Origin of the sequence: Kocuria sp. CPCC 205258, assembly GCF_040981005.1 — a bacterium.
Classification (GTDB): Bacteria; Actinomycetota; Actinomycetes; order Actinomycetales; family Micrococcaceae; genus Kocuria; species Kocuria rosea.
The window spans coordinates 1-23,371 of record NZ_JAVKPS010000006.1; the positions used below are offsets into that span (position 1 = coordinate 1).

Sequence of the window (23,371 nt, forward strand, 5' to 3'; positions counted from 1 at the left end):
AGCCCACGGGCAGGTAGGACACCAGCACGTCCACCTGCGCGTCCTTCAGGGCGGCCACCACGTCCACGGGCGCGGCGGCCGACTCCTGGACCACCTCCCGGTAGTAGGACCCGAGCCCGTCCAGGGTGGGCCCGCGCTGGACGGTGACCCCGGTGGGCGGGACGTCGGCGAAGACCAGGGTGTTGTTCTGCCCGGCGCCGATCGCCTCGGAGAGGTCGAGCCCGACCTTGGCGGCGTCGACGTCGAAGGCGGCCACGAACTCGATGTCGGACACGTGGTAGTCGCCGAAGACCACGTGCATCAGCCCCGGCACGGTGGCGGCCGGGTCGGCTCCGGCGTAGAAGTGCACGCCCTGGATCAGCGAGGAGGCGCAGTTGCCGACACCGGCGACGGCCACGCGAATGGGATGGTGGGACAAGGGACTCCTTTGTCTGGTCGTCTGGGTCCCGTCCCCGGCGCCCGGCCGGGCAGGACCCAGCGCTCCAGTCTAGTGCCCGCCGGGGGCGGGCCCGGCCCGGGGGCCGGCCGGCGGGCTCACAGCGCGCTGAGCAGCAGGCCGAGGGCGAGCACGAGGAACAGCACGCCGGCGGCGAGCTCCACGGCCGCCCCGTGCCGCCGGAAGCCCGCGGCCAGCCGCTCGACCGAGCCGACCCACGCGACCGCGGTGAACCAGGCGAGGCCCACGGCCACGAGCAGCGCGAAGACCAGGGCTGTCTCCCACCACAGCGCGCCCGCCGGGACCACGTTGGCGAACAGCGCCACGAAGAAGATGATGGCCTTCGCGTTCGAGAGGTTCGTCACGAGCCCGAGCACGAAGGCCCGGCCGGGGGTGACGGAGCGCCCCGGCGGGGCCTGCGGCTCCCCCGGGACGCCGCCGGGCCCGCCGCCCGCCGCGCTCGGCACCCGGTCCGGCACGGCCCGGGTGGCGAGACCCGCCCGGATCCCGCTCACCCCCAGCCAGCCGAGGAACAGCGCCCCGGCCACCTGGATGAGCCGCTGGAGCGTGTCCGCCTGGCCGATCAGGACGGTCACCCCGGTGAGGGAGAGCGTGATCCACACGAGGTTGCCGGCCATCACCCCCACCGCGGTGAGCACGCCGGCCGCCCGGGAGCCCAGCGACGCGTTGCGCAGGATCACCAGGACGTCCGGGCCGGGGGCGACGATCCCGGCGATCCACAGCCCGAGCAGGGCGAGGTACTGCGAGGCCTCCACGGCTACCGGGTCCCGCCGCTCACGCGGTCTTGGAGTCGCGGGCGCCCGCCCAGATGTTGATGTCGGAGTCCGTGGCCAGCCGGTCGATCGACTCCAGCTCCTCCGGGGTGAAGGAGAGGTGGTGCACGGCGCCCACGCTGTCCTCGAGCTGCTCCGGCGAGGACGCGCCGACGAGCGCGGTGGTGACCTGGCCGTCCGCCTGCTCGCGCAGCACCCACGCGATCGCCATCTGGGCCAGGCTCTGCCCGCGGGCGGCGGCGATCTCGTGCAGACCGCGGACCTTCTCCAGGGTCGTGCCGGTCAGCCACTCCGGGTTCAGGGACTTCTCCGCGGCGGCCCGGGAGCCCTCCGGGACGCCGTCCAGGTACCGGTCCGTGAGCATGCCCTGGGCCAGGGGGGAGAACACGATCGAGCCCATCCCCGCCTCCGTCAGGGCGCCCAGCAGGGAGGTCCCCGACGGTCCGGGGGACTCGATCCACCGGTTGAGCATCGAGTAGGACGGCTGGTGGATCAGCAGCGGCGTGCCCAGCTCCCGCATGATCTGCTGGGCGCGCAGGGTCAGCTCGGCGTTGTAGGAGGAGATCCCCACGTACAGGGCCCGCCCGGAGCGCACGATGTGGTCGAGGGCCCGCATCGTCTCCTCGAGCGGGGTGTCCGGGTCCGGGCGGTGGTGGTAGAAGATGTCCACGTGGTCCAGGCCCATCCGCTGCAGGGACTGGTCCAGGGAGGACACGAGGTACTTCCGGGAGCCGCCGAAGTGGTACGGGCCCGGGCCCATGGTCCAGCCGGCCTTGGAGGAGATCACGAGCTCGTCCCGGTACGGCGCGAGGTCCTGGGCCAGGATCCGCCCGAAGTTCAGCTCCGCGGCGCCGGCCGGCGGGCCGTAGTTGTTGGCGAGGTCGAAGTGGGTCACGCCGAGGTCGAAGGCCCGGCGCAGCGTGGCGCGCTGGGTGGCGAGCGGCTTGTCGTCGCCGAAGTTGTGCCACAGCCCGAGCGAGATCACGGGCAGCTTCAGCCCGGAGTCGCCCACGCGGCGGAAGGGCATGGTCTCGTAGCGGTCGTCGGCCGGGAGGTAGGGGACGTCGGGTCCGTAGGTGCGCACGGGGGCCTTTCGTGGGTCGGGGAGGTCGTTCGGTGGACGGCGGAGGGGGCTCAGTAGCGCACCACGGCGGCGCCGTGGGCGGGCAGCGCGGCGACGCCGCCGCCGCCGGAGCCCGCGGTCAGCGACACGTCGCCGGAGCGGTAGAGCACCTCGGCGTCCGGGCGGCCGGGGAAGGGGACCTGCGCGGGCCCGGCGCCGAAGTTCAGCAGCACCGCGACCCCGTGGTCGGAGCCCGGGGCCGTGGCACGGCGCAGCACGAACCAGCGGGCGTCCTCGTCGAGGTCGGTGCCGATCGTGTCGAAGCGCGGGTCGGTGAGCTCGGGCACGGCGCGCCGCAGCGCGATGAGCTCGCGGTAGGCGCTCAGCACCCGCGCGTGGTCGTCCCGGCCGAGCTCGTCCCAGTCGAGCTTCGAGTTCGTGAACGTGCTGGGGTCCTGGGGGTCCGGGACCGTGTCCTCGTCCCAGCCCATGGACGCGAACTCCGCCTTGCGGCCCTTGGCCACGGCCTCCCCGAGCTCGGGCTCGGGGTGGGCGGTGAAGAACTGCCACGGCGTGGACGCGCCCCACTCCTCCCCCATGAACAGCATGGGGGTGAACGGCTGGGTGAGGAGCAGTGCGGCGCCCAGCACGAGCTGGTCCGGCGTGAGGCTCGCGCTGATCCGGTCCCCCGCGGCGCGGTTGCCGATCTGGTCGTGGTTCTGGATGCACGTGACGAACTGCCACGGGCGCACCCGCTGCTTGTCGACCGGCCGCCCGTGGTGGCGGCCGCGGAACACCGACATGGTGCCGTCGTGGTAGAACGCGTCCCGCATCACCTTGTCGAGGGTCCCGAGGGCGGCGAAGTCGGCGTAGTAGCCCTGTGTCTCCCCGGTGAGGGCGACGTGCGCGGCGTGGTGGAAGTCGTCGAGCCACTGCCCGGTCATGCCGAGGCCGTGGGCCGTGGTCGGCGTGATCATCCGGTGGTCGTTGAGGTCGGACTCCGCGACGGTGAACAGGGGCTTGCCGGTCTCCACGCCCACGCGCTCCACGAGCTCGGCGATCTCCTCGAGGATGTGCACGGCGCGGTGGTCCTGCAGGGCGTGCACCGCGTCGAGGCGGAACCCGTCCACGTGGTAGTCGCGCAGCCACATCTCGACGTTGTCGAGGATGTAGTCCCGCACGCCGTCCGAGCCCCAGCCGTCGAGGTTGATGAGGTCGCCCCAGGTGCTGGAGCCGGGCTTGAAGTAGTCGGCGAACAGGGGCAGGTAGTTCCCGGACGGGCCCAGGTGGTTGTAGACGACGTCCTGGATCACGCCGATCCCGCGCTGGTGGCACGCGTCCACGAAGCGCTGGTAGGCCGCGGGCCCGCCGTAGGACTCGTCCACGGTGTACCAGAGGACGCCGTCGTAGCCCCAGTTGTGCTCGCCGTTGAAGCCGTTGACGGGCAGCAGCTCCACGAAGTCCACGCCGAGCTCCACGAGGTGGTCGAGCCGCTCGACCGCCGAGTCGAGGGTGCCCTCCGGGGTGAACGTGCCGGGGTGCAGCTCGTAGACGACGGACCCGGCCAGGGTCCGCCCGGTCCACGCGGCGTCCCCCCACCGGTGCGCGGAGGGCTCGAACGTGCAGGAGAGGTCGTGCACGCCCTGCGGCTGGCGGCGGGAGCGCGGGTCCGGCAGGACCTCGGAGACCTGCGAGCGCTCCTGCGCCGTGCCCTCGTCGAAGGTCTTGCCCAGGAGGTAGCCGTAGCGCACGGTGCCCTCGGGGACGTCCGCGCCGTCGGGCAGGGTCCACCAGCCGTCGCGGCGCGCCGCCGTGCCCGCCGGGGAGTCCTCGGGCAGGTCCGCGGCGGGGATCATGTCGTGGTCGTCGCCCTCGATCCGCACGGTCACCGTCCTGGCGTGCGGGGCCCAGACGTCGAAGCGGTTCAGGTGCTCGCGGGTGTTCATGGGGCTCAGGAGTCCTTCCGGCGCAGCAGCGCCACGGGGTAGTCGGCGAGCAGCCGGGACAGCGCCACGGTGCCCGAGTGCGTGCGGCGGGTCAGCAGGTCCTCGAACCCGCCCGCGGGCAGCTCGAGGGTCTCGCCGTCGAAGCCGCCCGCGGCGGCGAGGCCGAGGGGCAGGCGGGTGGCCACGGTCACGGCGCCGCCGCGGTCGAACGCGAACACGTGCCCGGCCAGCGGGCCGGACGCGGTCAGCGGGGTGTAGCCGGTGAACAGCTCGGGGTGGTCCCGGCGCAGCCGCAGGGCGCGGCTGGTGACGAGCAGCTTGGCCGCGCCGTCCGGTCCCACGGCGGGGATCCCGTCGGCGGTGCCGCCCACGGGGGTGTCCAGCCGGGCGAGCCCGGCGGCCCGGGCCCCGAAGTCGACGGGACGGCGGTTGTCGGGGTCCACGAGGGACTCCGCCCACAGCTCGGAGCCCTGGTAGACGTCCGGGACGCCGGGCATCGTGAGCTGGACGAGCTTGGCGGCGAGCCCGTTCGCCCAGCCGGCCGCGGTGACGTGCTCGGCGAAGCCCTCGACGACGGCCCGCATCTGCGGGTCGTGGTGGACGAGCTCGACGAACCGGGTGAGCCGCTGCTCGAACCCGGCGTCCCCGTCGACCCAGGCGGTGGAGTTGCCGGCCTCGCGGGCGGCCTTGAGGGCGTAGTCCAGCACGCGCTCCTGCGAGATGGGCCAGGCGCCCACCACGGCCTGGAGCACGAGGTTCACGAGCGGGCCGTCGCCCACGAGGGCCCCGGCCTGCTCGGCGAGCTTCTTGACGGTGCCGACCACGCCGGCCCACTGCTCCCCCGCCTCGGCGAGCACGGTGATCCGTGCCCGCACCGCCTCGGAGCGCTTGGTGTCGTGCGTGGACAGCGTCGTCATCGCGAGGGGCTCCTCGGCGGCCCGGCGGGCGAGCTCGGCGTGCGCCTCCTCGGGGGTCACGGCGAAGTGCGACGGGTCGCCGCCCACCTCGGTCAGCGAGGTCAGGCGGGGGAAGCGGTAGAACGCGGTGTCCTCGACGCCCTTGGCCATCACCATCCCGGAGGTCTGCTGGAAGCGGCGGGCGAGCTCCCCGAGCCCGGCCTCGTCCGTGGCGTCGACCCCGAGCAGCCCGCCCAGGGTCCCGATCGCGCCGGCGAGGTCCGGGCGCTGCTCCCGGGCGGCGTCGAGGGCCGCCCGCAGGTGCTCGGCGCCCTCGGGCAGGTAGCTGCGGTAGACGGGGAAGTTCGCGAGGATCTCCGCCAGGGCGTCCTCGGCGACGGCCCGGTCCAGGCCGGCGTCCTCGGGCACGAGGCGGGCGAGGCGCCGGACCTCGGCCAGCAGCGCGCCGTCGGCCATGGCGCGCTTGGTGCCGTGGATCATCTCGTCCCAGTGCACGGGCTCCCCGCCCCGCAGCCGGGCGTCCAGGCTGGTGAGCGCGTACTCCCCGGCCGGGTCGGTGAGCAGCCGGTCGATCACGCCGAGGGCGTCGTAGCCGGTGGTGCCCGCGGTGGCCCAGTCGCGGGGCAGCCGCTCGCCGGGCTCGAGGATCTTCTCGACGACGACGTAGGCGCCGCCCGTGAGCTCCTTCAGCTGCTCGAGGTACTGCCGCGGGTCGCGCAGCCCGTCGGGGTGGTCGATGCGCAGGCCGTCGACGAGGCCCTCGTCGATCCACCGCTTGATCTCCGCGTGGGACTCCTCGAAGACCTCCGGGTCCTCGACGCGCACGCCCGCGAGCGTGGCGACGGTGAAGAACCGGCGGTAGTTGAGCTCGGCGTCGCCGCGGCGCCAGTTCACCAGCTCGTAGTGCTGCCGGTCGTGGACGTCCTGCGGGTCGTCGCCCTCCGCCCAGGTGCCCTCGGCCAGCGGGTAGACGTTGTCGTAGTAGCGCAGCGTGCCGTCCTCGACCCCCAGCTGCGCGAGCTCGTCGTCGCCGTCGCCCAGCACGGGGATCAGCACCCGGCCGCCGCCGGACGCCCACTCGACGTCGAAGGCCTTCGCGTACGGCGAGGCCTGGCCCTGCGCGAGCAGCGACCACCACCAGGGGTTCTGCTCCGGGGCGGCGACGCCCTGGTGGTTGGGGACGATGTCCACCAGCACGCCCATGCCGCGGGCGTGGGCGGCGTCGGCGAGCGCCTTGAGCCCGGCGGCACCGCCCCGGACGGGGTCCACCTCGGCGGGGGACGCGACGTCGTAGCCGTGGTCGGAGCCGTCGACGGCCCGGAGGATCGGTGACAGGTAGACCCAGTCCGCGCCGAGGTCGTGGAGGTAGTCCACGAGTCCCGCGGCGCGGTCGAGCGTCAGGTCGGAGGTGATCTGGAGTCGGTAGGTCGAGATAGGTGTGCGCACCGCACCAGTCTGTCGGCCCGGCCCCGGAAACGCCAGCAGGCTGTCGACCCGTGTCCGGGTCGACAGCCTGCCGGGGCCGTCAGCTCACTGGTCCTGCGGCGTCTTCGCGTACGCGGCCACGGAGGCGGCGACCGACGCGTCGGGCTCCTCCTCGGGGGCCTCGTAGGCGCGCAGCACGACCATGGACTTGCCGTCCAGGGTGATCGAGGTGCGGGCCTTGCGGATCTGGCCGTCGGCGTACTTGCCCGCGGTGTCGATGACCTCCTCCCACTGCCGGCCGTAGCGCACCGGCGGGAGCTTGACCTTCACGGGCTCCGGGTTGGAGTTGAAGTACACGATGAAGTTCACGTCCGTGATGGGCCGCCCGCGCATGTCCACGCCGGCGATGCCGTTGCCGTTGAGCCACATCCCGAAGGAGCGGGACAGGGGCTCGTCCCAGTCGGCGGGCTTCAGCGGCGCGCCGTCCGTGGTCAGCCACGCGATGTCGGGCATCGGGCGGCCGGTGTCGTCCGCGTCCATCTCGACCGGACGGCCGTCGAAGAACTCCGAGCGCCGGAAGGACGGGTGGTCGTGGCGCAGGTGGGTCACGGCGGCGACGAACTCGGTGAGCGGGCCGTCCATGGTGTCCCAGTTGATCCACGACAGCTCGTTGTCCTGGCAGTACGTGTTGTTGTTGCCGTCCTGCGTGCGGCCCAGCTCGTCGCCGTGCAGCACCATGGGCGTGCCCTGGGACAGCAGCAGCGTCGCGAGGTAGTTGCGCTGCTGGCGGGAGCGCAGGGCCAGCACCTCGGGATCGTCGGTGGGGCCCTCCACGCCGCAGTTCCAGGAGCGGTTGTGGGACTCGCCGTCGTTGTTGCCCTCGCCGTTGGCCTCGTTGTGCTTCTCGTTGTAGGAGACCAGGTCCCGCAGCGTGAAGCCGTCGTGGGCGGTGACGAAGTTGATCGAGGCGAACGGCCGGCGGCCGCTGTGCTCGTAGAGGTCCGCCGAGCCGGTGATCCGGGAGGCGAACTCGCCGAGGGTCGCGGGCTCCCCGCGCCAGAAGTCGCGCACGGTGTCCCGGTACTTCCCGTTCCACTCCGTCCACTGGGGCGGGAAGTTGCCCACCTGGTAGCCGCCGGGGCCCACGTCCCACGGCTCGGCGATGAGCTTCACCTGGGACACGACCGGGTCCTGCTGGACGAGCTCGAAGAACGTGGCCAGCTTGTCCACGTCGTAGAACTCGCGGGCCAGGGCGGAGGCGAGGTCGAAGCGGAAGCCGTCCACGTGCATCTCGGTCACCCAGTAGCGCAGGGAGTCCATGATGAGCTGCAGCGAGTGGGGGTGGCGGACGTTGAGGGTGTTGCCGGTGCCCGTGTAGTCCATGTAGAACTTCTGGTCGCCCTCCACCGTCCGGTAGTAGGCCTGGTTGTCGATGCCCTTCATGGACAGCGTGGGGCCCATGTGGTTGCCCTCGGCCGTGTGGTTGTACACCACGTCGAGGATCACCTCGATGTCGGCCTGGTGCAGGGCGCGCACCATGGCCTTGAACTCCTGGACCTGGCCGCCGAGGTCGTTGGTGGAGTGGTACTCGTTGTGCGGGGCGAAGAACCCGATGGTGTTGTAGCCCCAGTAGTTGCGCAGCCCCTGGTCGAGCAGGGTGCTGTCCTGCACGAACTGGTGCACGGGCATGAGCTCGATGGCGGTGACGCCGAGCTTCTGCAGGTGCGCGATCACCGCGGGGTGGGCCACGCCGGCGTAGGTGCCGCGCTGGTCCTCGGGGACCTCGGGGTGCTGCTGGGTGAGGCCCTTGACGTGGGCCTCGTAGATCACGGACTTGTGGTACGGCGTGCGGGGGGTGCGGTCGCCCTCCCAGTTGAAGAACGGGTTGATCACCACGCCCATCATCATGTGGGGGGCGGAGTCCTCGTCGTTGAACGAGTCCTCGTCGCCGAAGTCGTAGGAGAACAGCGCCTGGTCCCAGTCGATCTGGCCGGAGACGGCCTTGGCGTAGGGGTCGAGCAGCAGCTTGGCGGAGTTGAAGCGCTGGCCCTCGGCGGGGTTCCACGGTCCGTGCACGCGGTAGCCGTAGCGCTGCCCGGGCTGGACGGTCGGGAGGTAGCAGTGCCAGACGTAGCTGTCCTGGGCCGCGACGTCGATGCGGGTCTCGGTGCCGAGCTCGTCGAACAAGCACAGCTCGACCTTCTCGGCGCCCTCGCTGAAGAGGGCGAAGTTCGTGCCGGTCCCGTCGAAGGTGGCTCCGAGGGGATAGGGCTGACCTGGCCAGACTTCCATGGGGGATCTCCTGTCGTACCGCCGGGCAGGGGTCACCGTCAGCGGGCTGGGTTTTGGGGCAAGTGGGATCGATCTTAGCCCGGACCGGAGGCGCCCGTGTCCCCGGGGCGGTCCGCCGGGCCCGGGACCGCCGGCTCAGCGGTCCCGGCGCAGGACCGTGCGCACGTTCGCGGACAGCGCCGTGGGGGGCACGGGGCCGAGGCCCTCCAGCCGGGAGGCGTAGCCGTGCACGGCCACGGCGAGGGCGGCGGCCACCGCGCGGCGGGCGTCCCCGCGGGCCCAGTCCCCCGCGGCGGCGAACGCGTCCGGGTCCTCGGCGCTGCCCGCGAGCGCTGCGCCCATGATGCCCGCGAGGGTGTCCCCGCTGCCGGCGGTCGCCAGCCACGGGCTGCCGTCGGCCTGGGAGAGCAGCGTCCCGTCTGGGGACGCCACCAGGGTGGTGGCGCCCTTGAGGACGACGACGGCGCCGGTCGCCTCCGCGGCCGCGCGCGCCCACCGGGCGGGCTCGGCCTCGATCGCCGCCCGGTCCGGCGCCTGCCCGCCGCCGCCGAGGGCGGCGAGCCAGGCGAGCACCTGCTCGAGCTCCCCGGCGTGCGGGGTGAGGACCTTGCCGGGGCCGAGGGCGCCGTCGGCGGCCGCCCGGGCCGCCGCGTCGAGGGCGCCGGCGTCGACGACGGCGGGGATCGGGCCCGCGAGCACGGCGCCGATCCGGGACTCCTGGGCCGCGTCGCCCACCGCGCCGGGGCCCACGACCCACGCCTGGACGTGGACGTCGTCGGGGTGGTCCTCGGAGGCGACCACCTCGGGGCTGGTCAGGCACACGAGGGAGCGGGTGGCGGCGTCGCCGAGGTGGCGGACCATGCCGGCGCCGGCGTCCACGGCGGCGCGCGTGCACATCAGCGCCGCCCCGGGGTAGGTCGGGGAGCCGGCCACGACCCCCACCACGCCCCGGGAGTACTTGTGGGAGGCCGCCCCCGGGCGCGGCCACAGCGCCGCGACGTCGTCGGGCTCCAGGCGCCGCAGCGCGGGGGCGGGCAGGGCGTGCTCGATCCCGAGGGGCACGGTCCGCACCTCGCCGCACCACCGGTCCCCCGGCGGCAGGAACAGCCCGGCCTTGGCCCCGCCGAACGTCACGGTGACGTCCGCGGCCAGGACCGGCCCGGCCACCGCGCCCGTGTCCGCCGAGACGCCCGAGGGGACGTCGCACGCCACGACCGCGGGGCCCCCGTCCGGGGGCCACCGGTCCAGGACCGCGCGGACGAGCTCCGCCGCCGGCCCGCGCAGCCCGCCCCGGGCGCCGGTGCCCAGCACGGCGTCGAGCACGAGGTCGGCGCGGAGCACGTGCTCGGCCGCCTCCTCGAGGGCGGGCCCGCCGTCCCCGGCGCGCAGCACCCGTCCCCCCGCGGCCTCGAGGGCGGCCCCGCCCTCGGGGTGCAGCCGGTCGCCGACCGCCACGGCGAGCACGGAGGCGCCGCGGCCCGCCAGCTCCGCCCCCGCCCACAGCCCGTCCCCGCCGTTGTTGCCGGTGCCGGCGAGCACGACCACGCGCGCTCCGGCGACCCGCCCCCGGCGCCCGCGCACGCGCTGCGCGCCGGCGAGGGCCAGGCCGTGGGCGGCGCGCCGCATCAGCGCGGGGCCCTCCCCGCGCTCGAGGAAGGGCGTCTCGGCCGCGCGCACCTGCGCCCCGGTCCAGGCGGCGATCACGCCGGCCCCCCGTCCCCGGTGCGCTCGGCGATGACCATGGCCATGGCGATCCCGCCGTCGTGCGTCATGGTGAGGTGCCACCTGTCGATGCCCTGCCGGCGCGCCTCCTCCGCCACCGTCCCCTCGGTGCACAGCAGCGGGGCGCCGGAGGGGTCCTTCTCGATCCAGCAGTGCTGCCAGATCATCCCGGGCGGCGCCTTGAGCGCCTTCGCCGCCGCCTCCTTGGCGGCGAAGCGCGCGGCGAGCGAGCGCACGTGCAGGTCGCGCTCGAGCGGGGTGAACAGCCGGGCCACGAGGCCGGGGGTGCGGGCGATCTGCTCCTCGAAGCGGGCGATGTCCACCACGTCGATGCCGGTGCCGATGATCATGGTCCCCAGCCTAACGACCGCCGGCCCGCCGCCCGGGAGGATCCGGGGCGGCGGGCCGGCGCAGCGGCGGGCGCGGACTACTCGACGGTGACGGACTTCGCGAGGTTGCGGGGCTGGTCGACGTCGTAGCCCTTCGCCGTGGCCAGCTCGCACGCGAAGATCTGCAGCGGGACCGTGGTCAGCAGCGGCTGGAGCAGCACCGGGGACTGCGGCACGCGGAAGATGTGGTTCGCGTAGTCGGCGACCGACTCGTCCCCCTCCTCCGCGATGACGATGGTCACGGCCCCGCGGGCGCGGATCTCCTGGATGTTGGAGACCACCTTCGCGTGCAGCGAGTCCCGCCCGCGCGGGGAGGGGACGATGACGAACACCGGCTGGCCCTCCTCGATGAGGGCGATCGGCCCGTGCTTGAGCTCGCCGGCGGCGAAGCCCTCGGCGTGGATGTAGGCGATCTCCTTGAGCTTGAGCGCGCCCTCGAGGGCCACCGGGAAGCCGACGTGGCGGCCCAGGAAGAGCACGGACGAGGCGTCCTTCATGGACTGCGCGAGATCCTTGACCGCGGCCTGCGCGTCGATGACCTGCTGGATCTTGGCCGGCATGGCCTCCAGCTCGGCGAGGATCTCCCCGATCTCGTCCTTGTACTTGTTGCCGCGCAGCTGGGCCAGGTAGAGGCCCAGGAGGTAGGCGGCGGTGATCTGGGCCAGGAAGGCCTTGGTCGAGGCGACGGCGATCTCGGGGCCGGCGTGCGTGTAGAGCGCGGCGTCGGCCTCGCGCGGGATCGTGGAGCCGTTGGTGTTGCAGATCGCCACGACCTTGGCCCCCTGCTCCTGGGCGTGCCGGACCGCCATGAGGGTGTCCATGGTCTCGCCGGACTGGGACAGGGCGACCACCAGGGTCCGCTCGTTGACGATCGGGTCCCGGTAGCGGAACTCGTGGGCGAGCTCGACCTCGGTGGGGATCCGGCACCAGTGCTCGATCGCGTACCGGGCGACCTGCCCCGCGTAGGCGGCGGTGCCGCAGGCCACGACGACGATCTTGTCCACGGCGCGGAGCACCGCCTCGTCGATCTTGAGCTCGTCGAGGACCAGGTTCCCGTCCGGGTCGGTGCGGCCCATGAGGGTCTGCTCCACGGCGGCGGGCTGCTCGTTGATCTCCTTCTCCATGAAGGACGGGAAGCCGCCCTTCTCGGCGGCGGCCGCGTCCCACAGCACCTGGAAGGGCTTGCCGTCGGCGCGGTTGCCGTGGAAGTCGGTGATCTCGTAGTCGTCGGCCGTGATGGACACGACCTGGTCCTGCCCCAGCTCCACGGCGCTGCGGGTGTAGTCGATGAACCCGGAGACGTCGGAGCCGAGGAAGTTCTCGCCCTCGCCCAGCCCGAGCACCAGCGGCGAGTTGCGGCGGGCGGCGACCACGCGGCCGGGGTGGTCGACGTGCACGGCGAGGAGCGTGAACGCGCCCTCGAGCCGGCGGCACGCGACCTGCATGGCCGCGGTGAGGTCCTGGTCGCCGAGGTCGTTGTAGGTGTCGGCCAGGAGCACGGCGGCGACCTCGGTGTCGGTCTCCGAGCGGAACTCGTGGCCCTTCTCGATCAGCTCGCGCTTGATCTCGGCGAAGTTCTCGATGATGCCGTTGTGGATCACGGCGAGCCGGCCGCCGCCGACGACGTGCGGGTGGGCGTTGACGTCCGACGGTCCGCCGTGGGTGGCCCAGCGGGTGTGCCCGATGCCGGTGGTGGAGCGGGGCAGCGGGCTGTCGCGCAGCTCCTGCTCGAGGTTGAGCAGCTTGCCGGCCTTCTTGCGGAAGCCGACGGTGCCGTCCGCGACGACGGCCACGCCCGCGGAGTCGTAGCCGCGGTACTCGAGGCGCCGGAGGCCCTCGACGAGGACGTCCAGGGCGTCGTGCCCGGAGCCGGTGCCGGGCACGTCCGAGCGCTGGGAGGAGGGGCCCACATATCCAACAATTCCACACATGCGCTTCACAGTACCGCATGGATCTCGCCCGGCCGGGCGCGCCGGACCCGGCGGACCGGGCCGTGTTCCCGCCTCTTCTGGGGACACGGCCCGGCCCGCCTGTGGGCCCTTCCGTGGGGCTCGATCAGCCCCGGCGCTCCCGGACGGCGTCGGCCACCAGCGCCTCGAGCGGCGGGAAGAGCGGGTGCCCGGCGTCCAGCCCCGTGATCTCCCGGAGGGCGTCGGCCGGCTCCAGGGTGTCGAGGAGCTCGCCCAGCCGGACGGCCTCCGGGTCGTCGGCCGGGTCGAAGCGCAGGGCGGCCCCTACGGCCGCCTGCAGCCCGTCGGTGCCGAGGCCCCGTTCGGCCAGCTCGGCCGCCGGGCCCACGAACCGCTCGTGCCGGCCGAGCTTGCGCAGCGGGGCGCGGCCCACGCGCTCCACGGTGTCGGGGAGGTGCTCGTTGGCGAAGCGGTCGAGGATCTTCGCGACGTAGCGCCCGTGCTCCTGCTCGTCGAACCCGTGCTTGGCCACGAGCAGCGCCTGCGTCTCCGCGAGCGCCGCCGCGACCCGCTCCCGGATCCCGGGGTCGGCGATCGCCTCCGCGATGCGGTGCCGGCCGGCCCGGTAGCCGAAGTACGCGCACGCGGCGTGGCCGGTGTTGACCGTGAACAGCTTCCGCTCGATGTAGGGCACGAGGTCGTCGACGTAGGTCGCGCCCTCGATGGCCGGCTCGCTCCCCGCGAACGGGGTGCGGTCGATGACCCACTCGTGGAACTGCTCCACGACCACGTCGAGCCCGCCGCCGTCCTGCTGGGGCACGATCCGGTCGACGGCGGTGTTGGCGAACACGGCCCGGCGGTCGAGGTCCTCGCCGCCGTACTCGGCGCGGACGGCCTCGGCGAGCAGGTCCGTGGCGGACAGGGCGTTCTCGCACGCCATGACCGCCACGGGGGCGGCGCCGTCCGGGCGCGCGGCGATGCCGCGCGCCACGAGCGGCGCCACGAACCGGAGGATGTGCGCGCCCACGGCCGTGGTGACCACGTCCGCCGTGGCGATCTCGGCGACCACGGACTCCGGGTCGTCCGCCGAGTTGAGCGCCCGGTACCCCTCGACGACCGTGTCGCGGGAGCCGGCGCCGACCTCGTGCACGGTGTAGCTGGGGGTCGACGCCAGCGCGTCGATCAGCGGGGCCGCCACGTCGGCGAACACGACCTCGTAGCCCGAGCGGTGCATGAGCAGGCCGACGAAGCCGCGGCCGATGTTGCCCGCCCCGAAGTGGACGCACTTCATCAGTCGTTCACCTTCCCCAGCAGGTCGAGCACTTCGTCGGCGGTCCTCGCCTCGTCCAGCTGGCGCACCTTCTCCTTGTTGCCGAAGATCTTCGCGACCCGGGAGAGGATCGCGAGGTGCTCGTTGTCCTTGCCGGCGATGCCGATCACCCAGGTGACGGGCTTGCCGTTCCAGTCCAGGCCCTCGGGGTAGCGCACGACCGACAGGGCCGAGGAGCGGATGCTGTCCTTCGCCTGGTTGGTGCCGTGCGGGATGGCCAGGCCGTTGCCCATGAAGGTGGACACCGACTCCTCGCGCTCGTGCATGGAGGCCACGTACGCGTCGGTCACGGCACCGGCCGCCACCAGCAGGCCGCCGGCCTCGTCGATGGCCTGCGCGGCGTTGCGCGCGCCGCCGTCCATGACGATCCGGTCCCTGGTGAGGATGGTGGCGTCCCCGGACGTCCCGGCGCCCTCGCCCGGGTCCGCGGCCACGGTGTCGCCACCGGAGGCCGCTCCCCCGCCGCCGGCCGTGGCCGTGGCCGCCGCCGCGCCGCCGCCCGCCGGGACGGCGGCGCCGTTGCGCTGCTGCACGGCCTCGACGATCTCGTCGTAGCGGGGGCTGCCCATGAAGTTGTCGACGGTCACCACCGAGGCGCTGGGCACCTTCGGCCGGGCCCGCGTGGCCAGGTCCTGGTGGGTGACCACGATGTCGAAGTCGTCGGTGAGGTTGGCGATCGCCGCGTTCGTGACCTTGACGTCGGCGAACCCGGCCGCCTTGACCTTGTTCCGCAGCACGGAGGCGCCCATCGCGGAGGAGCCCATGCCGGCGTCGCACGCGAACACGATGCGCTGCACCGGTCCGCCGTCGGCCAGCTCACGGGCGGGGGTCCCGCCGGTGTCCGCACCGCCGCTGGTGCCGACGATCGCGGAGGACACGGAGTTCTTCTTGCCCTTCATCCCCTCCATCCGGGAGGTGGCCTCGGTGAGGTCTCCCTCGCCCTTGTCCTTGGAGGCCTTGAGGATGATCGAGGCCACGAAGAAGGACACGGCGGTCGCGGCCGTCACCGCGAGGGCTACGCCCACGTAGCTGTCGGTGGTGGCCTGGGCGAAGACGGCGATGATCGAGCCCGGGGCGGCCGGGGCGCGCAGGCCCGCGTCGAAGAGGGTCAGCGTGAAGATGCCCGTCATGCCTCCCGCGATCGCCGCCAGGATCAGCGCCGGCTTCATCAGCACGTACGGGAAGTAGATCTCGTGGATGCCGCCCACGAAGTGGATCAGGGCCGCGCCGGGAGCCGAGGCGCGCGCGGCGCCGCGGCCGAAGACCGTGTAGGCCAGCAGGATGCCCAGACCGGGGCCGGGGTTGGCCTCGAGCAGGAAGAGGATCGACTTTCCCTCCTCCAGGGCCTGGGCGGTGCCCAGGGGGGTGAGGATGCCGTGGTTGATCGCGTTGTTGAGGAACAGCACCTTCGCGGGCTCGATGAGGATCGAGGTCAGCGGGAGCAGCCCCCGGGTGACCAGGAAGTCCACCGCCGAGGCGGCCGCGTTGGAGAAGGCCAGCACGGCGGGGCCGATCAGGAAGAAGCCGAAGATGGCCATGGCCGCGGCCAGGATGCCGGCGGAGAAGTTGTTCACGAGCATCTCGAAGCCGGGCTTGATCTTCCCGTCCCAGATGGCGTCGACCTTCTTCATCACCCACGCGGTCAGCGGGCCCATGAGCATCGCCCCGATGAACATGGGGATGTCGGTGCCCACGATCACGCCCATCGTGGCGATCGCCCCGACCACGCCGCCGCGGACGTCGTAGACCATCCGCCCGCCCGTGTAGGCGATGAGCAGCGGCAGGAGGTAGGTGATCATCGGGCCGACCAGGCCCGTGTACGGCTCGCCCTCGGCGTTCTCGCCGAACCCGCCCAGCGGGCCGAAGGGGGTGAAGCCCGCCTCGATGAAGAACGCGGTGATCAGCCCCCAGGCGATGAACGCCCCGATGTTGGGCATGATCATCCCCGAGAGGAACGTGCCGAAACGCTGCACGTGCGCGCGGGCCGCCGTCGATCGCCCTCCCGCCGGTGCTGTGGTCTCTGAGGTCGTTGCCGTCGCCATGGTCCTGTCCTGACTCTCGAGCGGGGTGGTCCTCCACCGGCGGAGCGCACGCGCCGTGCACTGCTGTGAGTTCTCTCACGGCGAATACCGGATCGAGACCAAATCTACACCCGGGTACGGGGCCTGTCTCCGGTACACCTCGGGCGCCGGGGTGCGGTCTAGACTGTGGTCGATGACCGCATCTACGCTGAGCGAACGCGCCTCGCCCTTCGTGGAGCTCGACCGGCAGACCTGGTCGAGACTCTCCCACGAGATCGACGTTCCCCTCACCTCTCGGGAGATCGAGAACCTGCGCGGCCTCGGCGACCGGCTCGACGTCGCGGAGGTCCGCGAGGTGTACCTCCCCATCTCGCGGCTGCTGACCCTCTACGACGAGTCGTCGAACCGGCTCAACGCCTCGACCAACGCGTTCCTCGGCGAGGAGCACGCCCGGACCCCGTTCGTGATCGGCATCGCCGGCTCCGTGGCCGCCGGCAAGTCCACCACGGCCCGCCTCCTGCGCGAGCTGCTGTCCCGGTGGCCGTCCACCCCCCACGTGCAGCTCATCACCACGGACGGGTTCCTGTACCCCAACGCGGAGCTGCAGCGCCGCGGGCTCATGGACCGCAAGGGCTTCCCGGAGTCCTACGACCGCCGCGCCCTGCTGCGCTTCGTCGCCAAGATCAAGTCGGGCGCCCCCGAGGTGCGGGCGCCCAAGTACTCGCACCACAGCTACGACATCCTGCCCGGCGAGGAGGTCGTGGTGACCCGCCCGGACGTGGTCATCATCGAGGGGCTCAACGTGCTCGCCCCCGCCAAGGTGGGCCCCGGGGACCGGGCCGCCCTCGCCCTGAGCGACTTCTTCGACTTCTCGATCTACGTGGACGCCCGGCCCGCGGACATCGAGCGCTGGTACGTGGAGCGGTTCCAGGCCCTGCGCTCGTCCGCGTTCGCCGACCCCGGCTCCTACTTCCACCGCTACGCCGACCTCTCGGACGAGAAGGCCGTGGCCACCGCCACCGGCATCTGGCGGCGGATCAACGAGCCCAACCTGATCGAGAACGTGCAGCCGACGCGCGGCCGCGCCCGGCTGATCCTCTCCAAGGACTCCGACCACTCGATCCGGCGCGTGCTGCTGCGCAAGAACTGATGGACGCCCTGCGCGCCGGCGCCCTCCTGCTCGCCGCCGCGGTGCTCGTGGCCGGGTGCGCACCTGATCCCGGGGACGCTCCCCCGGCCCCGCCGGAACCCTCCGGCACCACCACGGCACCGGCCGCGCCCGCCCCGCCCGGGTCCGGTCCTGCGTCCGTGCCGGCTCCGGCGTCCCCGTCCGGGCCGGCGTCCGCCTCCGGCACGGCGTCGCCGGCACCGGCGCCCACCCCCGGCCGGGGGCCGGGACCGCGCCCGGAGCTGGACGACCCCGCCTCGCTCGCCGTGGTGGTCAACAAGCGGCGGCCCCTGGACCCGCAGGATTGGGCACCCGCCGCCCTCGAGGACGTCGAGGGGCACCTGCTGCGCCCCGAGGCGGCCGCCGCGGCGCGCACGTTGCTGGCCGCGGCCCGGGCGGACGGCGTGCCGGTCCGGATCGTGTCGGGCTACCGCTCCTTCGCCGAGCAGTCCCGCACGTACGCCGGGTGGGTGGCGCAGAAGGGCCCGGAGGCCGCCGACACGGCGTCCGCCCGCCCGGGCCACTCGGAGCACCAGACGGGGCTGGCGGTGGACGTCGGCGACGGCTCCGGGTGCGACCTGCGCGTGTGCTTCGACGGGACGGCCACCGCCGCGTGGGTGGCCGAGCACGGGCCGGAGCACGGCTTCGTGGTCCGCTACCCCTGGGGCGAGCACGGCACCACCGGCTACTGGTACGAGCCGTGGCACCTGCGCTACCTCGGCCCGGAGCGGGCCCAGGAGCTCGCGCGCTCGGGCGCCGCGACGCTCGAGGAGTTCTCCGGCCTGCCGCCGGCCCCGGACTACGGGCCGCCCGCGCCCGGCTAGTCTGTGGCCATGCTCAAGGGATTCCGGGAATTCATCATGAAGGGCAACGTGCTCGATCTCGCCGTCGCCGTGATCATCGGCGCGGCGTTCGCCCAGGTCGTCAACGCCATGGTCGAGGCGGTGCTCATGCCGCTCATCTCCGCGCTGGTCGGCTCGCCCGATTTCGACTCGTTCGCGGTGCTCACCGTCAACGGCAACGACATCAGGTTCGGCGTGCTGCTCACCGCGCTCGTCAACTTCCTGCTCGTGGCCGCCGCCGTGTACTTCGCCATCGTGCTGCCGATGAACAAGATGATCGAGGCCCGCAACCGCCGGCTCGGCGTCGATCCCACCGAGGAGGAGGCCGACGCCCAGGTGCAGCTCCTCACCGAGATCCGCGACGCCCTGCGCCGGCGCACCTGATCCCGGTCCCGCCGGACGCCGGAGGCCCGCACCGTGCGCACGGTGCGGGCCTCCGGCGTCCGGCGGGGCCGGCTCAGACGGTGAGGGCCAGCTCGCGCTCCACGACGGACGCGAGGAACTCCGTCTCGGCCCGGGCGATCTCCTCGGAGGCCGCCTCGACCATCACGCGGACCACCGGCTCGGTCCCCGAGGGGCGCAGCAGCACGCGGCCCGTCTCGCCGAGGCGCTGCTCGACCTCCGCGACGGCCGCCTGCACCCCGGGATTGGAGCCCACCGCGGTGCGGTCCACCCCGCGCACGTTGAGCAGCACCTGCGGCAGCCGCGTCATCACGCGGGCCAGCTCCGCGAGCGGTGCACGGGTCTGGGCCACGCGCGAGGCCAGCATCAGCCCGGTCAGCAGCCCGTCGCCCGTCGTGGCGTAGTCCGACATGATCACGTGGCCGGACTGCTCGCCGCCCAGGTTGTACCCGTGCTCGGTCATCGTCTCGAGGACGTAGCGGTCCCCCACGGCGGTCTCCCGCACGTCGATGCCCGCGTCCCGCAGGGCCAGCTTGAGGCCCAGGTTGCTCATCACGGTGGCCACGAGCGTGTCCTCGACGAGCCGGCCCGCGTCCTTGAGCGCCAGGGCGAGGATCGCCATGATCTGGTCCCCGTCGACCTCGCGGCCGGTGGCGTCCACGGCGAGGCAGCGGTCGGCGTCGCCGTCGTGGGCGATCCCGAGGTCGGCCCCGAGCTCGACGACGGCCCGCTGGAGGGGCTCCAGGTGGGTCGAGCCGCAGCCGTCGTTGATGTTCAGGCCGTCGGGCTCCGCGCCGATGACGTGCACGTCGGCGCCCGCGCCGCGGAAGGCGTCCGGCGAGACCCCGCTGGCGGCGCCGTTGGCGCAGTCCAGGACCACGCGCATCCCCTCGAGCCGGTGCGGGATGGCCCCCACCAGGTGCAGGACGTAGCGGTCCTCGGCGTCCGTGAGCAGGTGGATGCGCCCGACCCCGGCGCCGGTGGGGCGCTGGAAGTCGCCGGACTCGAAGACCTGCTGGATCTCGTCCTCCACCCGGTCCGGGAGCTTCCGCCCGCCGTGGGCCAGGAACTTGATCCCGTTGTCGGGGGCCGGGTTGTGCGAGGCGGAGATCATCACGCCAAAGTCGGCGTCGAGGTCGGCCACCAGGTAGGCCAGCGCGGGGGTCGGCAGGACCCCGGCGTCGTGGACGTCCACGCCCGAGCCGGCGAGACCCGCGGTCACGGCGGCGCTGAGGAACTCTCCGCTGGCCCGACCGTCCCGGGCGACGACCGCCGTGGGGCGCCGCCCCTCGCGTGCGTGGCCGTGGCCGAGCACGATCGCGGCGGCCTGGGCCAGGTCCAGGGTCATGTTGGCTGTGAGGAGGTCGTTCGCGAGCCCGCGCACGCCGTCCGTTCCGAATAATCTAGACATCGCCCCCATCCTACGTTCCCCGCGGCCCGGACACCGGCAGGCGGGCAGAAACGACGGGACCCCGTCCGACACCGGTGTGCACCGGGTCGGACAGGGTCCGTGACGCTGGGGGCGGGCCGGGAGGCCCTCCGATCAGCGCTTCGAGTACTGCGGAGCCTTGCGGGCCTTCTTGAGACCGGCCTTCTTGCGCTCGATGACGCGCGGGTCGCGGGTCAGGAAGCCGGCCTTCTTGAGGGTCGGGCGGTTGTTCTCGAGGTCGATCTCGTTCAGGGCGCGCGCCACGCCGTGGCGCAGGGCACCGGCCTGGCCGGAGGGGCCACCGCCGTGGATGCGGGCGATGACGTCGTAGGCGCCCTCGAGCTCCAGCACCTTGAAGGGGTCGTTGACCTCCTGCTGGTGCAGCTTGTTCGGGAAGTAGTTCTCCAGGGTGCGGCCGTTGACGGTCCACTGGCCGGAGCCGGGGACGACGCGCACGCGGGCGACGGCCTCCTTGCGGCGGCCGACGGCCTGGCCGGAGACGGTGAGGGCCGGGCGCTCGGCGGCGGCCTCGGTCTCCTCCGCGGGGGAGGACTCGGAGGTGTAGCTGCTCAGCTGCTCCTCGCCGTCCACGATGTTCTGCTCTTCAGTATTCTGAGCCACGATTTTCCTCGCTCGTTTCTGTCGTAGGCCCGGTTACTGGGCGACCTGGGTGAACTCGAAGGTCTGCGGCTGCTGGGCACCGTGGGGGTGCTCCGGGCCGGCGTAGACCTTGAGCTTGGACATCTGCTGGGCGGCCAGCTTGTTCTTCGGGAGCATGCCACGGATGGCCTTCTCCACGGCGCGGACCGGGTGCTTCTCCAGCAGCTCGGCGTAGGAGCTGGACTTGAGCCCGCCCGGGTAGCCGGAGTGGCGGTAGGCCCGCTTCTTCTCGAGCTTGGAGCCGGTCAGGGCCACCTTCTCGGCGTTGATGATGATGACGAAATCACCGGCGTCCACGTGGGGAGCAAAGGTCGGCTTGTGCTTTCCGCGCAGCAGCGTTGCGGTCTGGCTGGCAAGGCGACCCAGGACGACGTCGGTGGCATCGATGACGTGCCACTGGCGCTGGATGTCACCGGGCTTCGGGGTGTACGTACGCACGTTAGTTTGCCTTCGTTCGGGTTATCTCGGTGGCGCTAGTTGGGATCACGCCGTTTCTCGGTGTGCCGTCCGGGGCTCGGGTGAGGGCCGAGCTGCATCCGGTGCCCGAGACCCCGGTGCACCGGACCGCCAGGCGTCCTGCAACGGGACAGCGGATCCGGGTACACGTGAACCGAGGCGGGACACGCACAACAGCACCCCACGGTACCGGATGGAGCGGCCAAAGACCACTCGGCCATACACCCGGAGGGTGCGGCGGTCAATCTCCCCGCGGGCGCCCGGGCCCGCGGCGGTTCACGCTCCGCCGTGCCGGGGCGCCCGGGGAGCGTCGCGGGGATCTCCTCGGAGCTCCTCGCGGGCGGGGTCGCCGAGCGGGGCGCGCCGCGCCCGGGTGCGCTCGGCCCGCTCCCCCAGGGCGGCGTCCCCGGGATAGCGGACCTCCTCGAGCACGAGGGCGTGCGGCGGGGCCATCAGCGCCTTGGCGTCCCGGACCCGCTCCGCGAGCCGGCGGCCGAGCCAGTCGGGGTCCTCGCGGCCCGCGCCCACGCGGGCGGCCGCGCCCACGACCGAGCGGACCATGTGGTGGCAGAAGGCGTCCGCCTCGATGCCCAGCAGCACGAGCCCGTCCCGGTCCCGCTCGACGGACACGTCCAGGACCTCCCGCACCGTCGTGGCGCCCTCCCGGGGGCGGCAGAAGGACAGGAAGTCGTGCAGCCCCACCAGCTCCTGCGCCGCCCGGGCCATGACAGGGACGTCGAGCACGTCCTTCGACCACCACGTCAGGTGCCGGGTCAGCGGGTCCCGGCCCGCCGCGCCGTCGTCGATCCGGTAGCTGTAGCGGCGGGAGACGGCGGAGAATCGGGCGTCGAAGCCGGCCGGGGCGGCGCCCGCGCGGCGGACCACGACCGCGCCCGGGCACTCGGGCAGGCCCTGCGCGCGGCGGCCGCGGCCCAGGACGTGGGCCAGGGCCCCGGTGAGGCGACGCTCGAGCGCACGCCCCGGGTCCTCGTCCCGGCCGCGGGCGAGACCGGTCCACTCCGCCGGGGCCAGGTCCAGGTGCGCCACCTGGCCGCGGGCGTGCACCCCGGTGTCCGTCCGGCCGGCCACCGCGACCCGCACGTCCCGGCGGACCAGCACGGCGAGGGCGTCCTCCACGGCCCCCTGCACGGTGGGCAGGCCCGGCTGACGGGCCCACCCGGCGAACGGCGCGCCGTCGTAGGCCAGGTCGATCCGCACGCGCACGGGGGAATCGGACGGGCTCATGGTCAGCTCCTGGGAGGGGGTGGTGGGGGTGCGGCGGGCACGACGACGCCGCCGGGGACCAGGTCCCCGGCGGCGTCGCGGTGTCCGTCCGTGCGTCGTCCGGTCAGCGCAACTTCTGCGCGGCGGCGCCGCCGGCCGGCTGGAAGCCGGCGGCCTCGGCGTTGGCCGGCGAGTCGAACCAGATCTCGGCGGTGGTGCCCGCGTACCAGCGGGAGCCGGGCACGTGGTACTTCATCGAGTTCTTGTTGCCCTTGACCTCGAAGCCCTCGGGGGCCTCGCCGGACTCGAGCGGGGCGCGTGAACCGGGGAACTCGGCGTCGGAGTTCTCGGCGGCGACCTCGGCGGCCTGCTCCGAGCCGACCTCGGGGGCCTGCTCGTCGGCGGGGATCTCCTCGGCGGCGACCTCACCGGCGGTGGAGTCCGCCGGGGTGTCGACCGGGGCGGCGGGGGCCGGGGCGGCCTTCTCGGTGGCGCGCTCGGCCTCGGCCACGGTGGCCTTGGTCGCGACGGGCTCCATCACGAGCTCGATGACCGCCATGGGGGCGTTGTCGCCCTTGCGGTTGCCGATCTTGGTGATGCGGGTGTAGCCGCCGTTGCGGTCCTCCATCGCCGAGGCGATGGTGGTGAACAGCTCGTGCACCACGGACTTGTCGGTCAGCTGCGCCAGCACGCGACGGCGGGCGGCCAGGTCACCGCGCTTGGCGAAGGTGATCAGGCGCTCGGCGTAGGGACGCATCCGCTTCGCCTTGGTCACGGTGGTGGTGATGCGCTTGTGCTCGAACAGCTGCTGCGACAGGTTCGCCAGCATCAGGCGCTCGTGCGCGGGTCCGCCTCCGAGGCGGGGTCCCTTGGTGGGAGTAGGCATGGTTGTTGATCTCCTGGAAGTGTGTCCCGGCCCGGGCGGGCACCCGTCGGGACGTCAGC

At 73.2% G+C, this 23,371-nt stretch carries 18 protein-coding genes and 1 pseudogene; 3 read left to right on the forward strand and 16 right to left on the reverse strand.

Annotated elements, in window-relative coordinates; genetic code table 11:
* The 11 genes and pseudogenes from RF644_RS11340 to RF644_RS11390 form a co-directional block, all read right to left on the reverse strand.
* A pseudogene (locus tag RF644_RS11340) lies at positions 1-418 on the reverse strand (inositol-3-phosphate synthase); the annotation flags it as partial.
* A gap of 116 nt (positions 419-534) precedes the next feature.
* Positions 535-1,212, reverse strand: a complete 678-nt coding sequence (locus RF644_RS11345; protein ID WP_368796610.1) for a LysE family translocator — start codon at positions 1,210-1,212, stop codon at positions 535-537.
* A gap of 19 nt (positions 1,213-1,231) precedes the next feature.
* The gene (locus RF644_RS11350) at positions 1,232-2,257 is read right to left on the reverse strand and encodes an aldo/keto reductase (protein WP_368796738.1); all 1,026 of its coding nucleotides are present in this window, start codon (positions 2,255-2,257) and stop codon (positions 1,232-1,234) included.
* Between the two features lie 107 nt (positions 2,258-2,364).
* Positions 2,365-4,239, reverse strand: coding sequence for a malto-oligosyltrehalose trehalohydrolase (gene treZ, locus RF644_RS11355; RefSeq protein WP_095650577.1), 1,875 nt, complete (start codon positions 4,237-4,239; stop codon positions 2,365-2,367).
* 5 nt (positions 4,240-4,244) lie between these two features.
* The gene (treY, locus tag RF644_RS11360; protein WP_368796612.1) at positions 4,245-6,602 is read right to left on the reverse strand and encodes a malto-oligosyltrehalose synthase; all 2,358 of its coding nucleotides are present in this window, start codon (positions 6,600-6,602) and stop codon (positions 4,245-4,247) included.
* A gap of 84 nt (positions 6,603-6,686) precedes the next feature.
* Positions 6,687-8,873: a glycogen debranching protein GlgX gene (gene glgX, locus RF644_RS11365; RefSeq protein WP_368796613.1), complete on the reverse strand. Its 2,187-nt coding sequence runs from the start codon at positions 8,871-8,873 to the stop codon at positions 6,687-6,689.
* A gap of 135 nt (positions 8,874-9,008) precedes the next feature.
* On the reverse strand, positions 9,009-10,577 hold the full coding sequence (locus tag RF644_RS11370) for an NAD(P)H-hydrate epimerase (protein WP_368796614.1): 1,569 nt from the start codon (positions 10,575-10,577) through the stop codon (positions 9,009-9,011).
* A complete protein-coding gene (locus RF644_RS11375) occupies positions 10,574-10,945 on the reverse strand; it encodes a holo-ACP synthase (protein ID WP_368796615.1) in 372 nt (123 codons plus the stop codon). The genes RF644_RS11370 and RF644_RS11375 overlap by 4 nt, the downstream gene beginning before the upstream one ends.
* 77 nt (positions 10,946-11,022) lie before the next feature.
* On the reverse strand, positions 11,023-12,915 hold the full coding sequence (gene glmS, locus RF644_RS11380) for a glutamine--fructose-6-phosphate transaminase (isomerizing) (protein WP_368796616.1): 1,893 nt from the start codon (positions 12,913-12,915) through the stop codon (positions 11,023-11,025).
* 124 nt (positions 12,916-13,039) lie between these two features.
* Complete coding sequence (locus tag RF644_RS11385) at positions 13,040-14,185, reverse strand: mannitol-1-phosphate 5-dehydrogenase (RefSeq protein WP_368796617.1); 1,146 nt, start codon at positions 14,183-14,185, stop codon at positions 13,040-13,042.
* Entirely contained in the window at positions 14,185-16,266 is a 2,082-nt protein-coding gene (locus tag RF644_RS11390; RefSeq protein ID WP_368796618.1) for a PTS mannitol transporter subunit IICBA, read from the reverse strand. The genes RF644_RS11385 and RF644_RS11390 overlap by 1 nt, the downstream gene beginning before the upstream one ends.
* A 172-nt stretch (positions 16,267-16,438) precedes the next feature.
* Between RF644_RS11390 and coaA the strand changes: the two genes are divergently transcribed.
* The 3 genes from coaA to mscL are packed head-to-tail and all read left to right on the forward strand — an operon-like array spanning position 16,439 to position 18,639.
* Entirely contained in the window at positions 16,439-17,395 is a 957-nt protein-coding gene (gene coaA, locus RF644_RS11395; RefSeq protein ID WP_031282962.1) for a type I pantothenate kinase, read from the forward strand.
* Positions 17,395-18,237, forward strand: a complete 843-nt coding sequence (locus RF644_RS11400; protein WP_368796619.1) for a M15 family metallopeptidase — start codon at positions 17,395-17,397, stop codon at positions 18,235-18,237. Before coaA ends, RF644_RS11400 begins: the two co-directional genes overlap by 1 nt.
* A gap of 36 nt (positions 18,238-18,273) precedes the next feature.
* On the forward strand, positions 18,274-18,639 hold the full coding sequence (gene mscL / locus RF644_RS11405) for a large conductance mechanosensitive channel protein MscL (protein ID WP_368796621.1): 366 nt from the start codon (positions 18,274-18,276) through the stop codon (positions 18,637-18,639).
* Between the two features lie 73 nt (positions 18,640-18,712).
* On the opposite strand, the gene glmM is transcribed toward mscL, so the two are convergent.
* From glmM to rplQ, 5 genes are all read right to left on the reverse strand, one after another.
* A complete protein-coding gene (glmM, locus tag RF644_RS11410; RefSeq protein ID WP_368796622.1) occupies positions 18,713-20,068 on the reverse strand; it encodes a phosphoglucosamine mutase in 1,356 nt (451 codons plus the stop codon).
* A 132-nt stretch (positions 20,069-20,200) separates the two neighbouring features.
* The gene (rpsI, locus tag RF644_RS11415) at positions 20,201-20,707 is read right to left on the reverse strand and encodes a 30S ribosomal protein S9 (RefSeq protein ID WP_031282957.1); all 507 of its coding nucleotides are present in this window, start codon (positions 20,705-20,707) and stop codon (positions 20,201-20,203) included.
* A gap of 33 nt (positions 20,708-20,740) precedes the next feature.
* Entirely contained in the window at positions 20,741-21,184 is a 444-nt protein-coding gene (gene rplM, locus RF644_RS11420; protein WP_017833326.1) for a 50S ribosomal protein L13, read from the reverse strand.
* Positions 21,185-21,478: 294 nt separating this feature from the next.
* The gene (locus tag RF644_RS11425) at positions 21,479-22,447 is read right to left on the reverse strand and encodes a tRNA pseudouridine(38-40) synthase TruA (protein ID WP_109222015.1); all 969 of its coding nucleotides are present in this window, start codon (positions 22,445-22,447) and stop codon (positions 21,479-21,481) included.
* 103 nt (positions 22,448-22,550) lie between these two features.
* Entirely contained in the window at positions 22,551-23,312 is a 762-nt protein-coding gene (gene rplQ, locus RF644_RS11430) for a 50S ribosomal protein L17 (RefSeq protein WP_031282955.1), read from the reverse strand.
* Positions 23,313-23,371 lie beyond the last annotated feature (59 nt).